Annotated in this window: 11 protein-coding genes; 6 read left to right on the forward strand and 5 right to left on the reverse strand. The window is 34.6% G+C overall.

Translation table 11 applies throughout. The features are described 5' to 3' along the window. Nucleotides 1-218: 218 nt before the first annotated feature. From H3T80_RS08160 to H3T80_RS08170, 3 genes are all read right to left on the reverse strand, one after another. Complete coding sequence (locus H3T80_RS08160; RefSeq protein WP_198201347.1) at nucleotides 219-959, reverse strand: DNA-binding transcriptional regulator YciT; 741 nt, start codon at nucleotides 957-959, stop codon at nucleotides 219-221. Nucleotides 960-1,027: 68 nt separating this feature from the next. Continuing rightward, on the reverse strand, nucleotides 1,028-2,176 hold the full coding sequence (locus H3T80_RS08165; protein ID WP_198201349.1) for a PTS transporter subunit EIIC: 1,149 nt from the start codon (nucleotides 2,174-2,176) through the stop codon (nucleotides 1,028-1,030). 15 nt (nucleotides 2,177-2,191) lie between these two features. Continuing rightward, complete coding sequence (locus H3T80_RS08170; RefSeq protein ID WP_198201352.1) at nucleotides 2,192-3,145, reverse strand: ROK family protein; 954 nt, start codon at nucleotides 3,143-3,145, stop codon at nucleotides 2,192-2,194. 208 nt (nucleotides 3,146-3,353) lie between these two features. Between H3T80_RS08170 and H3T80_RS08175 the strand changes: the two genes are divergently transcribed. Then, entirely contained in the window at nucleotides 3,354-4,253 is a 900-nt protein-coding gene (locus H3T80_RS08175; protein ID WP_065577611.1) for a glycyl-radical enzyme activating protein, read from the forward strand. A gap of 14 nt (nucleotides 4,254-4,267) precedes the next feature. Continuing rightward, nucleotides 4,268-6,700, forward strand: coding sequence for a formate C-acetyltransferase/glycerol dehydratase family glycyl radical enzyme (locus tag H3T80_RS08180; RefSeq protein ID WP_065577612.1), 2,433 nt, complete (start codon nucleotides 4,268-4,270; stop codon nucleotides 6,698-6,700). Between the two features lie 90 nt (nucleotides 6,701-6,790). Here the strand turns inward: H3T80_RS08180 and H3T80_RS08185 are convergent, their stop codons facing one another. After that, entirely contained in the window at nucleotides 6,791-7,654 is an 864-nt protein-coding gene (locus H3T80_RS08185; protein ID WP_198201354.1) for an aspartyl protease family protein, read from the reverse strand. Nucleotides 7,655-8,034: 380 nt separating this feature from the next. Here H3T80_RS08185 and H3T80_RS08190 point away from each other — a divergent pair, with 380 nt between their 5' ends. The 3 genes from H3T80_RS08190 to H3T80_RS08200 all read left to right on the forward strand — a co-directional run bounded on the left by H3T80_RS08190 (nucleotide 8,035) and on the right by H3T80_RS08200 (nucleotide 12,991). Continuing rightward, nucleotides 8,035-8,778 (forward strand): DNA-binding transcriptional regulator YciT, encoded by a 744-nt coding sequence (locus H3T80_RS08190; RefSeq protein WP_065577675.1) that lies wholly within the window; start codon nucleotides 8,035-8,037, stop codon nucleotides 8,776-8,778. A 607-nt stretch (nucleotides 8,779-9,385) separates the two neighbouring features. Continuing rightward, nucleotides 9,386-12,040 carry a bifunctional uridylyltransferase/uridylyl-removing protein GlnD gene (gene glnD, locus H3T80_RS08195; protein ID WP_198201356.1) on the forward strand — a complete coding sequence of 885 codons (2,655 nt, stop codon included), beginning with the start codon at nucleotides 9,386-9,388 and terminating at the stop codon, nucleotides 12,038-12,040. Between the two features lie 27 nt (nucleotides 12,041-12,067). Next, nucleotides 12,068-12,991, forward strand: coding sequence for an AEC family transporter (locus H3T80_RS08200; RefSeq protein WP_086362308.1), 924 nt, complete (start codon nucleotides 12,068-12,070; stop codon nucleotides 12,989-12,991). A gap of 79 nt (nucleotides 12,992-13,070) precedes the next feature. Here H3T80_RS08200 and H3T80_RS08205 read toward each other — a convergent pair whose 3' ends face one another. Then, the gene (locus H3T80_RS08205) at nucleotides 13,071-13,739 is read right to left on the reverse strand and encodes an HD domain-containing protein (protein ID WP_198201359.1); all 669 of its coding nucleotides are present in this window, start codon (nucleotides 13,737-13,739) and stop codon (nucleotides 13,071-13,073) included. 341 nt (nucleotides 13,740-14,080) lie between these two features. Here H3T80_RS08205 and mprF point away from each other — a divergent pair, with 341 nt between their 5' ends. Beyond that, nucleotides 14,081-16,684, forward strand: coding sequence for a bifunctional lysylphosphatidylglycerol flippase/synthetase MprF (gene mprF / locus H3T80_RS08210; protein ID WP_198201361.1), 2,604 nt, complete (start codon nucleotides 14,081-14,083; stop codon nucleotides 16,682-16,684). Nucleotides 16,685-16,688 lie beyond the last annotated feature (4 nt).

Consider the following 16,688-nt stretch of genomic DNA (forward strand, 5'->3'; position numbering starts at 1 on the left):
AAATATTAGCAATATGATTAATTTAGCCAAAATATTTATTAAGTAATGATTTACTAAGACAAGAAAAGAAATAAGTTAAAAGCAAAAGAAAAACGTTCTTTATACAAAAAGAGAAGGAGAAGGAAAGGAAAAGTAAAATGAATTGGATAAGTTAAAAAATTATAGGCCATTCCATTTTTTAATAAAATCAAATTATAAATAGCTTAAGAAAAGTACAATTAAACTTTATGCACAATAATACCTTTATCTTTTAGTGAATTTTCCATATCTACACTAATACTGTTATCGGTAATAATTTGTTTAAAATTATCATAGTGGATAGTATAAGGATAAACAAGACCAAACTTTGATGAATCTGAAATCACGAAATTTTCTGCCCCTTTATTCAAGACAGCATTAATAACTTCTGCTCGCATCATATCACGGCCAGTAAAACCAATATCGGGACTATAACCATCAATGCCCAAAAAGCTTTTATTAAAGTGGGTTTGATTGATACATGTTCTTGTCAATGGCCCAATTACACTTTCACTTTTAGCTTGTAACAATCCACCAAATAAAATGACATCGAATGGGGCATCACGTAATAACGATGCGATATAGGTACAAACAGTGATAACGACAATTTCACCTTTAAAATTGAGTAATTCTCTGGCTAACAAAGAGTTAGTACTTCCACCCTCAATAAATACAGAATCGCCCTCATTAATTAAACTTAATGAATATTTGGCTAATTTCTGCTTTAGTGAAAAATTAACATCCATCCTCTCACTCATTAAATCACGATCTAGAATTTCAGCAAAACCATGGCTACGCTTAACATAGTTTTGCTGTTCAAGAATAGATAAGTCATTACGAATAGTCACGAGTGATACATTAGTTAATTCAGCTAACTCATTTACACTAATCTTCTTTTTATTATTAATCAATTCTAAGATTATTTGATGACGCTTATTCATATTTCCTGTCTATTGAGCTAATTTAGAGAGAATCATTATGATACCTAAATTTAACCAAATAGGTAAGATTAATTGTTAAGAATTGGAGTTTTAGTTTGAGCAAACTTAGCCAATTCTAACTTTTTATGACAACTTAATGTAAATAAAAAGCCAACTAAAAAACCAATAATAACAGCTAAAATAAAGCTCCAAAAAGCGCTTCCCATAAATACCGGTAGCGTTACAAGTCCAGGGAAAGCAAATGACATAGCAGAATTAGCAAAATAACCTGTCATGGCCCCCCCAATAGCGCCACCAAGACAAACGCCTATCATCGGTTTTTTAAGAGGCAAATTAACCCCATACATTGCAGGTTCGGTAATGCCAAATAAAGCAGATATTCCAGCAGAAAAACAGATAAATTTAAACTGTTTATTTTTAGCTAAAAAGAATACCGCAAATGCCGAACCCGCCTGAGCAAAAACTGCCGGCCCCATCATCGCTAAGATAGTATCAAAGCCATTTAAAGCAATATTATTGATGGCCAATGGGATTAAACACCAATGAAAACCAAAAATAACCATTAATTGAATGATTCCACCCAGTATAAAACCAGCTAAAATTGGGCTAGTTTGATAGGCAGATTGATAACCTATTGCCAGATATTTACTAATTGCAACACCCAATGGCCCTAATACTGATAATGTTAATGTTGAAATGAGAATAATACTAAGCAGTGGTGTTAAGAAATCACTCACCACGTCTGGCAATATTTTCTTAAAAAATAATTCAACATAATGCAAAATACCAACTGCCAATATGATAGGGATCACGCTGGCATTATAGGTAACTGGATAAATAGTTAAACCGATAAAGTTAATCGTATCTCCTTTATCTAACATCTCAACAAGGCTTGGATAAAGCAAAATTCCGGCAATCACTACAGCAGTATAAGGGTTAGCACCAAATTTTTTTGCCGAAGTAAAGGCAAGTAACATTGGTAAAAAATAAAAAAGGCTATTAGCCATTGCATGCAAAATCTTATAAGAATCACTTTCAATGTTAATACAACCTGTAGTTTGCAAAATTGCCACAATACCAATCAAAATACCACAAGCACATAATTGATTAACAAATGGCAGAAAAATACCTGAGATACCATCTATTAAGACATCAATAATTACTAAAAACTTAGGTTTTGCAGGTTTATTTACTTCATCAATAGTCACTGTATTCATCATGATTACCTCAGATTAAAAAAGTAGCTCTGCAGCGCCTACTATGCCAAAATCATCGCCTAACTCAGCTTCTTTAAAATAAACAGGTAAATCACAATGATTTAAATCATTAAACATGCTTTTAACTGGCTCGAATAATTTATCACCAATATTTAATAAACCACCGCCAAGCACAAAACAGTTAATATTTAATGAGGAATAAAGATTGTATAGCCAAACAGCCATATATTTTGCCATTTGATCTATCGCCCAAATAGATAATGCATCATCTAAATCATAAGCCTGACTAATATGCAAAACATCAATAGCATCATGCGATCCAGCTAGATCAGTCATTATTGTTTTATGACCTTCTAGAATCTTTTGTTTAACATGTTTTACAATCATAGCACCAGAACAATATGACATTAGGCAACCTCGATTACCACAACCACATTCGATACCTTCTCCCGGGGTTGCAATCATATGACCTGTTTCACCAGCCCAACCATAACGTCCACGAAATAGCTTATTATCAATAATAATACCTGTGGAAATCCCAGTACTTACCGGACAATAAAGCATATGAGTAAAACCGCGTCCAGCACCATTACGATGTTCCGCTAATGCAGCCGTATGAGCATCGTTATCAAGCATAATCCGGATATTACCGCCTAACTTTTTATACAAATAACTACGAGCAGGAAAATCTTTTATCTTAGGTAAATTTGCCGTTTTCATGATACGTCCTTCTTCATAAAAAATATAAGAAGGCATACCAATACCAACACCACGTAAATTAGAATAATTAATATCGTGATTTTTTAGAATAGTATTAATATTATCGGCAATTTCATCAAAAAAAGCTTGTGAATGCAAATTTGAATTAGTTGGTAGTTTATTTTTAAAGATTAGTTTTTTATTGCTATCAAAAAGCCCATATGCTGTTTTAGTGCCGCCAACATCAATACCAATAGTAAAATTATTCATTTTATTCTTCGTCCTTATTTGTTTTTGCATTCCGATTAAAACATAAAATTCTTTCGTTCGAAATATAAAACACTTTCAAAAGAATAATTTCATTTAAAATATGTGATCTAGATCTTATTTTTGATTTTAATAGCAAAAAATGTGATATAGATCACAGACACTTTCGTTCGAAAGTTATTAATATGTAGAAAAAAGATTGGGGCTGTGTATGATTTTTAATTTACAACGATATTCCACTCATGATGGACCCGGAATCCGAACAGTTGTCTTCTTAAAAGGTTGTTCTTTGGGATGTTTTTGGTGTCAAAACCCAGAAAGTCAATCGGCTAAGCAAGAAATTCTGTTTGATGAAAGGCTTTGCATTAATGATTGCGAACTTTGTGTTGCATCTTGCCCAAATTTAATCAAAAAATCAAATGGCAACATTCAGATCAATCGGAAAGCTGCCGAACAAGCAGATTATCAAAAAATACAAAATATTTGTCCAAGCTTAGCATTAACCGTCTGTGGTGAATCTTTATCTGTTGAAGAGGTTATGCAAACTATTAATAAAGATAGCCCATTTTACGAACGTACCGGTGGCGGAGTAACTTTGTCAGGTGGTGAACCATTTATGCAACCAAAATTAAGCCAAGAAATTTTAACTGCGTGTAAACAGCAAGGCTACCACACAGCTGTTGAAACTTGTTTACATGTGCCATGGAAAAATATTGAAGCTTCATTGCCATATTTAGATCTGTTCCTGGCGGATTTAAAACATACTGACGAATCTATTTTTTATGCATGGACGAAAGGTTCAGCTAAACGTATTTTAAAAAACTTTGAACTTTTAGCGAATACAAACAAAAAAATCACTATCCGAGTACCACTAATTCAAGGATTTAATGCTGATGAAAAGTCGATTAAAAGTATTGTCGATTTTGTCGCTAGCGAAATACCGACTGATGAGATTCATTTTTTACCGTATCACACCTTAGGTATAAACAAATACAAAATGCTCGATCTGCCTTATCACGCACCTAAAGAGCCACTAAACGACGCAAATATCATAGATTTTGCAACCAACTATGCTAAACAAAAACAGTTAACCGCTGTTTTACGAGGATAATCAAGGAGAACCTTATGTCTACGCTAGATCTTACTACCGTCACACCACGAATTAAAGCCCATAAAAATGCATTAATTCATATTATTAAACCACCAATTTGTGTTGAACGTGCAGAACATTACACTGAATCATACCAAGAACATTTGGCACAACCGGTTGTATTACGCCGCGCTTATGCATTAGCTAACCATCTAAATAAAAAAACAATTTGGATAAAACATGATGAATTAATTGTTGGTAACCAAGCCAGTTCGCCAAGAGCTGCACCAATATTTCCTGAATATACTGTTGGTTGGGTTGAAAAAGAAATTGATGTATTAGGTGAGCGCCCAGGCGCAGGGTTCGAAGTCACCGAACATGACAAGGAAGTTTTACACCGAGTTTGTCCGTGGTGGCATGGTCAAACCGTACTTGATCGCTGTTATGCACTATTTAGCGATGAGCATAAATCATTACTCGATACTGTTATGATCAAAGCCGAAGGTAATATGAACTCTGGTGATGCTCACCTTGCCGTTAATTTCCCATTTATTTTGGAAAAAGGGATTGATGGAATTATTGACAAAATTAAAGAACGTCGTAGTCGAATTAATACTACTGATTTTGACGATTTCCACAAAGATCACTTCCTAAAAGCGTCTGAAATCTCAATGCAAGCCATGAGTAAATATATTGAACGTTATGCCGAATTAGCGCGTGAAATGGCTGCTAAAGAAGAACGTTCATGGCGTAAAGATGAATTATTACAAATTGCTAAAAACTGTGATGTTATCGCTCATAAACCACCGCAAACATTCTGGCAAGCAATCCAATTATGCTATTTTGTGATGTTATTGTTACAAATCGAATCAAATGGTCACTCTGTATCATTTGGTCGTATGGACCAATATCTCTCTTCATGGTACGAAAAAGATGTTGAACAAAACAAATCTTTATCACGTGAAGCAGCTATTGAGTTATTACATAGTTGTTGGTTAAAACTTTTAGAAGTTAATAAAATTCGCTCAGGTTCACACTCAAAAAGTTCAGCGGGTAGCCCAATGTACCAAAACGTAACAATCGGTGGCCAAAAATTAGTTGATGATGTCCCTGTTGATGCGGTTAACTCATTATCTTATGCCATTTTAGAGTCTTGTGGACGATTAAAATCAACCCAACCTAACTTAAGTGTACGTTATCATTCAGGTATGAGCGATGACTTTTTAGATGCTTGCGTGCAAGTTATTCGCTGCGGATTTGGTATGCCAGCGTTTAATAATGATGAAATAGTTATTCCTGAATTTATTAAACTCGGCGTAGAACGCCAAGATGCTTATGAATATTCGGCAATTGGTTGTATTGAAACAGCAGTCCCGGGTAAATGGGGTTATCGCTGTACCGGTATGAGCTTTATCAACTTTGCTCGTGTTGCACTAGCAACGTTAGAAGGAGGTAAAGATGCAACTAGTGGTGTCGTTTATTTACCGCAAGAACAAGCATTAAGTAAAAATAACTTCAAAAGTTTTGATGAAGTCAAAGCACAATGGGACAAACAAATTCGCTACTACACTCGAAAATCAATCGAAATTGAGTATGTGATTGATACCATTTTAGAGGAAAATGCCCACGATATTATCTGTTCAGTATTAGTTGATGATTGTATTGAACGTGGTAAAACACTTAAAGCTGGTGGTGCTAAATATGATTGGGTATCAGGCTTACAAGTAGGACTTGCCAATACCACTAACAGTCTTGAAGCAATTAAAAAACTAATTTTTGATGAACACACCATCAAACAATCAGATTTAGCTAAAGCATTAGCGGAAAACTTTGAAGGTTCTGCTGGCGAGCAACTACGTCAACGTCTACTCAATGGTGCACCAAAATATGGTAATGATAACGATGAAGTTGATTATCTTTTAGCTGAACTTTATAACTACTATATTGACGAGTTAAAAAATTATCGCAACCCTCGTTATGGTCGTGGTCCAATTGGTGGTACTTATTATGCTGGTACTTCATCTATCTCTGCCAATGTACCATTTGGCGCTCAAACCGCTGCAACACCTGATGGTCGTAAAGCATGGACGCCATTAGCCGAAGGTGCTAGCCCATCTTCAGGTACAGATACCTTAGGACCAACAGCGGTATTTAACTCATTAGGTAAATTACCAACGGATAAAATTCTTGGTGGTGTACTGTTGAACCAAAAACTCAACCCATCAACTTTAGATAATCCGCGTGATAAGTTAAAACTCATGATGATGCTAAGAACATTCTTTGAAGTACACAAAGGATGGCATGTCCAATATAATGTTGTTTCACGTGATACCTTACTTGCAGCGAAAGCACATCCGGATCAGTATCGTGATTTAGTTGTACGTGTTGCCGGTTATTCCGCATTCTTTACTGCCTTATCACCTGATACTCAGGATGATATTATCGCCAGAACAGAACACGTTATCTAATTAATGATAATTATAAACCTCAGAAATTTAAAGACCTACTCTTGTAGGTCTTTTTTATCGTTTAATCATCAATATAAATTTAAGATAAAATTATTTTGTCACAACCGGTTGGATCCACATTTGCTTATTTTTAAAATCAATTTTAACTCTGTTTTTACTTAAAAAGTCAGCGCCTAATAATCCGTCAGATTGAAATTCATTAGGAAATGAATCAATTATTATTGGCAGAACGCTATCATTCGCGACATTATTCACATCAAGTGATATAGATTTAAAATCATCTTCAGGATCGCTTATTTTAATTGATTCTGGTGACAGCGATTGTTGTTTGATGAGTGATACCGTCGCTCCTGTATCTAAAACCATTTTATAATTCTTGATACCGTCAGACAGAGTGACGACCAAACCTTCATCATTTAAATCAAAGGGGATAGCAACCCAATTTGGATTTAAGTCGGTTGAAGTATCATCTGATATCGTTATATTACTTTCCGGATAATTGATAGTTAATACGTTACCATCAAACAACCCAAGCCCAATAACAGGTTTATCTTCATCTGTATCCTCACTATCATCAATATTCGGATCGCTTGAAATAACTAATCCCCAATCCTTATATTCAACCACTTGCACCTTGTTAAAGGTAAAAGAATTTAATTCTAACTTGTTGACAATAAATGATTTAAGTTCTGTGACACCCCCAGAAAGATCAATCGATCTGATTTTTTCAGAGTTTTCCGTTTTATTAGGAATCTTATTAATTAAATCCATTGGTAGATGTAAAGCTATTTTCGAACCGGTATCCAAGGTCATGGCAATTTGTTCACCTTGAAAATCCATCATGATTAAAGGTAAATTATATTTGTCATCAAAATTTAGATCCCAAGTGACTTCAGCACTTTGTGCAAAGCGGCTGATAAACAGCATGATTAGAAATAATATTTTTTTATTCACTTAACTTACCTCATTGTATTCTCATTCTTAATATACCTTTCTGATTGAGACTTATTAAAATTATTTATCCTTTGCGGCTTTAGCCATATTAATTGTTTCAAACATACATACAATAACAAGTTTTCTATAACGTAATTTAGCTGTTATTGCTACTGATCATTCAGCGTCCTTTGAGGTATGACAAACTGTGATACTAGATAATATTATTGTCAAAAAAGAAATCTAATTTATAAATTCATTCAAAGACCGACAAACGTCTTTTGTGCCACTTTTATAATGACAAATACAATTTAATTCATTACTATCTTTCTGTAAAGTAACTACTTATATTTAAATATAAAGATATGATGATTTAATAGCAGGTGACTATGCTTTATTTAATGAATGAACGACAACAAGAAATTATTTATAAAGTGAATGAACTAAATCAAGTTAGTGTCAATGATTTAGCTCAGCAATTTAATGTTTCTGTTGTCACCATTCGTCATGATCTTAATTTTTTGGAACAAAACGGTTATTTAAAACGAGAACATGGTTATGCTGTTGCAGTAGATAGTGATAATCTCGATGCTCGTATGAAAATCAAGTTCCCACTGAAACAAAAAATAGCCGAATATGCAGCGTCACTTGTCAATAATGATGAGCACATTTTTATTGAAGGCGGAAGTACCAATGCCCTGCTCGCAAGACACTTAGCCTATACTCGCCGTATAACTTTAATAACATCCAGTTATTACATTGCTCAACTATTGAAAAATACCGATTTAAAAGTAATTTTGATTGGTGGCGAATATCAAAAAAATAGTGAAAGTGTAGTCGGTGAGTTAGCTTGTCTAGCAATAAAACATTTACATTTTGATAAAGCTTTTATCGGTATTGATGGATTTTTACCCTCCACTGGTTTTTCAGGCCGAAACAAAATGCGTACAGAATTAGTTAATACTATTTTAACTAAGCCAAGTGAAAACATTATTATCACGGATTCATCAAAATTTGGTCAAAAACAATCTTATCAGTTATCACCTCTTGAAGCGATTAATCGAGTAATTACCGATCAGGCAATCAATATCAAAGACGAACAATATCTAATAGAGAAAAAAATTATTGTCGATAAAGTTATTTAGTTAACAACAAATCATACTATTTAGCACTAACTTAGTTTACGAGGGAATAGGCTCAAAATTGTCAAAATTTCCTATTTTGTCGGTCAAAAAAACACCTTTCCTCAACATTTTTTTATTTAAAAAAACTCTAAACAACAGATAATCAACCTTTATCTAATAACTAAAACACTCAATAAGTTAATTGAGTAAAAAATCAAGCTTAACTGATTCAATACTCTTATTTACCCGCAATAAATCATATTTGATGGTATAGACTTCTCAATTGTTTTTACAAAATCTTAAATAATACATTTTATAAGCATGTGGCATAACTATTTTTATCAACTCGTTTTTATTGTTAATAATTCTAAATAAATTGTGTCATGGAACATTCACATTAAGTTATTTAACTTACTATTTTTCCTAAATAAACACTATTTGACGGTATAGACTCCTCAATTATTTTTACAAAAAATATTTACTCATCAATTTTAAAAGTCGCGAATGGATTGAATAAACGTTATTGCTTAATGTTATTGTATGAAAACTGTTGTCATTCCAGCTTGACACTGCTTTAAAATCGGTGGACGATATAACAATTCGATTTTGCTAATTTGATATGATGACTATGACTGATGCGCATTTGTTTTATTCTATCTCTCCGCTTGATTTTAGTGATGAGCAAATAACTGTCCCCTATCTAAAACAGCAACTAAATGCGTTTCAACAATGGTCAGTGACCCAATTTAAAAATAACGCCGATATTGATGACTTAGTTCATCTGCGCAGTCAGTTTATTGATCAGCTACTTCAACGATTATGGCATTATTATCGAATTCCCGAACAAGTTTCATCGCTGTTTAAACAAAATCGCATTGCACTGATTGCAGTTGGTGGTTATGGTCGAACCGAACTTCATCCATTATCCGATATTGATATTTTGATACTAAGTGATAACTCACTAACCAAACAACTGGAAAAACAAATTGGTGATTTAGTCCGTCTACTTTGGGATCTGCATTTTGATATTGGCCACAGCGTTAGAACGTTAAAAACCTGTTTGCAAGAAGCTAAAAATGATATCACTATCATGACAAACTTAATTGAATCAAGATTAATTGCCGGAAGTGAGTCATTACTTAATAAGCTCCGCAGTGAAATTTTTAGCGATAAAATCTGGCCTTCTCCAGCTTTTTATCAAGCCAAAATGCAAGAGCAACAAGAAAGACACCAACAATATCACAGCACTACCTATAATTTAGAGCCAGATCTAAAAAATAGTCCGGGTGGTTTACGTGACATGCAAATCATCCAATGGGTTGCAATCCGACATTTTGGCGGAGAGTTTTTAAAAAAAATTGCCCAGTTTGACTATTTAACGCCAGAAGAAGTGGCCGAATTTAAGACTTGCCGCAAATTTTTATGGCGCATGCGCTTTGCGCTTCACTGCGTGATCAACCGCTATGACAATCGTTTATTATTCGATCGTCAACTAAGTATCGCTAAAATGTTGGGATATAGTGGTGAAGGCAATACACCGGTTGAAAATATGATGCATGATTATTATCGTGTTGCGCATAATATTACCGAACTCAACCAAATGCTTTTACAACTATTTGATGAGTCATTATTAAAACGTTACTCATCACAAAAGACCTATGATATTGATCAACATTTTCAAGTCAGAGGCAACCTAATTGATGTTAAACATAACAGCGTGTTTACTGATAACCCGCTGATGATCCTCAATCTGTTTTATACAATTTTGCTTAATCCGCAAGTTACAGGATTATATTCTAATACGATTAGGCAACTTCGTTCTGCAAGGCGAAAACTCAATTATTTACTTAGTGAAACGCCAGAAGCAAGAACATTGTTTATGAAAATCATCAAACATCCAGATGCAATTAAAAAAGCCATTTTGCCAATGCATCAATATGGTATTTTGGCGGTGTATATACCTGGTTGGCAACAAATCTCAGGCATGATGCAATTTGATCTGTTTCATGCTTATACGGTCGACGAACATACTATCCGCTTATTGCTAGAACTCGATCGTTTAAAAACCGAAGTCGGTAAAGAAAAACATCCTAATAGTTCAACAGTATTTGCCAAACTATCTAAACCTGAATTACTGGTAATAACGGGATTATTCCATGATATTGGCAAAGGTCGACATGGTGATCACTCGGAAATAGGCGCTAAATTAGTCGAATCTTTTTGTCAATTACATGAACTCGATGCGAAAGATACCGATTTGATTGTTTGGTTAGTTCGTTATCATTTATTGATGTCGGTAACTGCGCAAAGTCGAGATCTCCAAGATCCCGATGTTATTCGCGAATTTATTCAATTAGTAAAAAGCAAACGCCGTTTACATTATTTACTCTGTTTAACGGTTGCCGATGTTTGTGCCACTAATGAAACCTTATGGAATAGTTGGAAGCAGAGCTTAATGCGTGAGCTCTACTTAACCGCTAAACGATCATTTGATTCGGGCATTCATCAAATACCAGAACAACGAAGTGTTGCTCGTCAACATAAACAACAAGCACTAACTGAATTGCTGGCACAAAATTACGACGAGCAAATGATAAAAAACCTTTGGCAAGATTATCGTGTCGATTACTTTTTGCGCTATAGCGCTGAACAGATCGTTTGGCACGCTCAACTATTATTAAATCATGATTTGAATCAAACATTAGTTTCGATTAATCCCAATCCATATCATGGTGGCAGCGAAATCATCATCTACTCATCTGATAGACCTTTTTTATTTGCCGCAGCATGTAATGCGTTAAGTATGTTAAATTTGAGTATTCATGATGCATTGATTATTACTAATAAAAATGGATTTGCATTAGATACCTTTATTGTACTTGAACCTAATGGGCAAATTGTGCCAGAAAATCGACATCAAGATATTATCCAAGCGCTACATAAAGTACTACATCAATCAGTCTACAAAGGCGTGACAATAAAACCCGCTAAACAGCGACTACGTTCGTTTTCTGTACCAACACAAGTCAACTTTATTTCGTCATTTAACGAAAACCAAACTTATATGGAACTCATTGCGCTTGATAAACCGGGTTTACTTGCTTGTGTTGGTGAAGTGTTTGCAAAATTAGACTTATCGCTAAGCAGTGCTAAAATAGCCACAATTGGCGAACATATTGAAGATCTGTTTATTCTAACCGATAAACACAATAAAGCCCTTGATGATAACACCTGTCAAAAACTAACCGAATCGATAGTTGAAACTATTGATTCAATAAATTAATTAACCAAAAAGTTTAAAGTTAAAATTATGCAATTTTTCCTTATTTTGTTTCCTATTTTTTGTATTTTTATTGTTGGATTTATTGGTCAAAAGATTCTTAATTTTGATGTTGCTAATCTCTCAAAAATGTCGCTATATGTGTTATCACCCTTTTTGGCATTTAAAACATTTTATACACATACCTTAACCAGCGATTATTTAATCTATATTGCTTATCTCATTGGACTCTGTTTTTCCTTGGTTCTTATTGTCAGCATCTGGTCAATGATAATGAAGTATTCGGTCAAACAACGCTGTGCAATGATTTTGAGTTCGTGTTTTATGAACAATGGTAATTATGGTACACCAGTACTACTGGTTTTTTTTGGCACGATCGGTTTTGATCTAGGTGTCATAATGATGGTGTTACAACAATTTGTTATGAGCACTGTTGGCATCTATTATGCTGCCAAGGGCAGCACACATAGTGATATTGTCAGTCAAAAAGATGTCATTAACAAAGTAATTAGAATGCCGGTTGCCTATGGTGCCTTTGCTGGTATTCTTTTCCAACTGTGTCAAATACCATTATCAAAATCGATTATGACTTCGATTAGTATGATCGGTGATTCTTCCATTGTGATAATTATGATTATTTTGGGCATGCAATTGGCCAAAATCAAAATTAAACAACTTGATTATCCAAAACTTTCTTTTGCTTTAGTAACGAGGATGGTTATATCTCCGCTGGTCGCTTTTGCAATGGTCTATTTTATGCCTATTACTCCAATGGCAAAACAAATCCTTATTGTTCTAGCGGCAATGCCAAGTGCTGCCAATACCACATTAATGTCAGTTCAATTTGATACTAACCCAGCACTGGTATCAAGTGCTACTTTAGTCAGTACTTTATTGAGTTTAATTACATTACCAATCGTACTCTCTTTAGTTGGTGCACCAATTCCCTTTTAAATAGAAGCGATGCCTCAAAGAGTTTGAAAATCAGCTAGCTAAATCCTGATTAATCGTCAGGATTTAGTTTTGATAAAATTTAATCGTTACTCAGCCACTCTTGCTCAAATTGATTAACAAATTCAACTAAAATTTTATGGCGTTGCTCGGCGATCTGTTTAGCTATGTCAGTATTCATCATATCTTTGAGTAAAAATAACTTTTCATAAAAGTGATTGATTACTGTATTGGGCTGTTTGTAATTGTCTTCATTAAGTTTCGTTCGCGGTGGAATGTTTGGATCGTGCATAATATTATGTTTATTACCACCATAATAAAAAGTACGGCCAATACCTATTGCGCCAATAGCATCAAGACGGTCAGCATCTTGAACTATTTGTCCTTCCAACGATAACTCGGTTTTTTGCGAAAGATTTTTCCGATAAGACATATTTTCGATAATAGCAAAAATAGCGTTAATCTCGTTAGTGGTTATCTTTAATAATTGCAGATAATCACGCAATTCAATTATTGCTTTATCAACATCCTCAACCACTTTCTCATCAATGACATCATGCAAGTAAGCACTCATCAATACAATAAATGCATCTGCTTGTGGCTGATCATTAAGGATTTTTTCGGCTAATTTTACAACTCGTTCAATATGCGCCATATCATGACCCGAAAAATCATGCGAAAGCTTTTGTTGAACAAATAGTTTAATCGAATTAAGAATTAGTTGTTGTTGGGCAGTTATTCGGTTGGTCATTTTATTAGCTTAATTAAAAATAGTAATGATAGATTATATTTGATCGAGATATTATGTATATTACCGCAGTTAAAATCTAATCGCTATTGATGGTTTTAATTAGCACTTTATCAGCTAGACATTTATTCTTGCATAAAACCACCAAAATCAATTTAAAATGAGTTAAAAATCACATTTAATATCATTATTTATGATTATTCTGACAAATTTAACAAAAAACCACTTGCATTTAATGTTTTTTTATATTTTTTTTAATTTCTTTCGATTGTTTTCACTATTTTCGAAGGGTAGAATGCTCTAATCACAATTTATTATCAATGCAAATAACTGGAGTTGATTAAGTGAAAATATCAGCACGCAAAGTTTTGCCTTGGCAACTTATAGAATGTTTCACTCGATATCGTCAATTTATCGCTCTACTATTTGGACTCACTATTTTTTGTATCGCACTGGTTGTGTGTTGGCATTTATTACAATCAATTAACCTTATCGATTTACAATCAGCTCTGCATAAACTGCCTTACCATGCAATTTTACTAGCATGTCTATCGGCGATAGCGAGTTATATTATGTTGATGGGTTATGAATGGTCAGCTGCACGATATGCAGGCGTTGATTTAAAACCATCGACAATAGCTACTGGTGCAATTTGTGCCTCCGCCATTGGTAATGCAGTCGGGTTATCCGCCCTATCCGGCGGTGCAATTCGTTGTCGGCTCTACTTTAAATATGGATTAACCACCATAGATGTTGCTCGCATGTCGATTTTTGTTAGCCTTTCGTTAGGCCTTACATTACCCTTAATTACCACAATTGCTGCATTAATACATATACAAAATACCATGCTAGCGCTACATATCTCGGTAATCACTATTGAATTAATCGCTAGTGCAGTATTGATCATTTATGCTGGTGTATTGTTATTTTTACATGCGCACCGATTAGCAGAAAAACCCAATAAAGATACTTGGCTATATCAAATTTTCCATTGGCAGATCCGTTTACCTAACTGGCAATTAGCCGGTGGACAATTTTTAATTACCTTAATCGATGCCATTTTAGCCGGTGCTATTCTCTATTTTTTACTCCCGAATCAACCAAACTTTATTACCTTTATTATGATTTATATCTTGGCATTAGTTGCTGGGGTACTTAGTCATGTTCCTGGTGGAGTTGGCATATTTGAAGCGGTTATATTAGCGGCATTTTCATCACAAATTGATACTGCATCATTAACGGTTGCTTTGGTCATTTACCGTCTAATTTATATCATATTACCATTGATTCCTGCCGGAATTTTACTGCTAATTAACGAAGGAAAACACTTGTTAACCGCGCCTCAAGTTAAGGAAACCGATACCGGTATTGCGGCAACGATTATGGCCACCTCGGTATTTTTTGCCGGAGTAGTCATGATGTTTTCAAGTGTTATACCTGGCTTTAATCATGATTTTTTCGGCACTTTTTTTCCGAAAAAAATTGTCAATTTTGCTCATTTAACCACAAATTTAATCGGGGTTTTATGCCTACTAATGGCGGTAGGATTACGTCGCAGACTTTATTCGGCATGGGGAGTATCGGTTATATTGTTGATATTAGGCAGTATCTGCTCGTTGCTAAGAGGTTTACACTGGATCGAAGCAGCGACATTATTAGTAATAGCCATACTATTAATCAATTTTAGACATGCTTTTTATCGTAAAAGCCGATTAAGTATTTTACCTTTCTCACTAAAATCCTTTGTAGTCAGTTTTGGTTTACTTGCCTTATTTGTTTGGCTAATCTTATTTATTTATCAAGATATTCCTTATAGCCATGATTTATGGTGGCAATTTGAGTTAGATAGCCGAGTTCCCCGAGCATTACGTGCAGCATTAGGTAGTTTTATCTTATTGAGTGGCGTAATGTTATTTTGGTCATTTAAACCGACATTACCTATCTTAACGATTCCGACTGAAGAGGAGTTAAGTGAAGCCTATCAAATCATGCTCAACTCAAAACAACCTGAAGGCGGATTAGCGATGAGTGGTGATAAGTCATTGCTCTTCAATCAATCACATACTGCTTTCATTATGTATGCAAGGCGAGGAAGAAGCATGGTAGCGCTATATGATCCTATTGGCAATGATAGCACAGCTCGGGCTGATTTAATCTGGGCATTTAGAGATCTTTGTGATCAACACCATTTACGTCCGGTTTTCTACCAAGTTAAAGCAAACAATTTACCATTTTATATGGATATTGGTCTTCGAATTGTCAAACTTGGTGAAGAAGCCTTAGTTAATTTAAAAGAGTTTGATTTAACCTCTAAGGGATATAAAGATCTTCGATATACTTGGAACCGTGGGCAACGCGATGGGCTTAGTTTAAGATTTTATCCACCGGGTACTGCACCAATTGATGAATTGAAAGCCGTCTCCGATGCATGGTTAAAAAATAAACATACCAAAGAGAAAAAATTCTCATTAGGGGCTTTTTCTAAATCCTATTTAGATAATTTCACGGTTGCCGCAATTGAATATCAAGGGAAAATTATTGCTTTTGTGAATTTATTAGAAACCCAGCAAAACTATAGTGCTAGTATTGATCTAATGCGAGTTTTACAAGATATTCCAAAATCGACCATGGAGTTTTTAATGGTTGGTTTAATTTTACATTATCAAGAAAAGGGTTATCAGTATTTTAGTTTGGGAATGGTACCACTTGCCGGCATGCAAAGAAGACGTGGTGCACCAATGATCCAACGTTTAGGCGCATTAGTCTTTCGCCGAGGTGGCCGATTTTATAACTTCCAAGGCCTACGCCGGTTTAAAGAAAAATTTGCAACGCATTGGCAACCCCGTTATATGGCGGTTCCTGCCGGACTCGACCCCTTGGTTGCTTTAATTGATACTACCATGTTAATTTCAGGTGGCAAAACAACATTAACTAACCAGAAGAACTAATCAA

The sequence above is a fragment of the Gilliamella sp. W8145 genome, assembly GCF_016101145.1.
In the GTDB taxonomy this organism is placed as follows: Bacteria; Pseudomonadota; Gammaproteobacteria; order Enterobacterales; family Orbaceae; genus Gilliamella; species Gilliamella apis_A.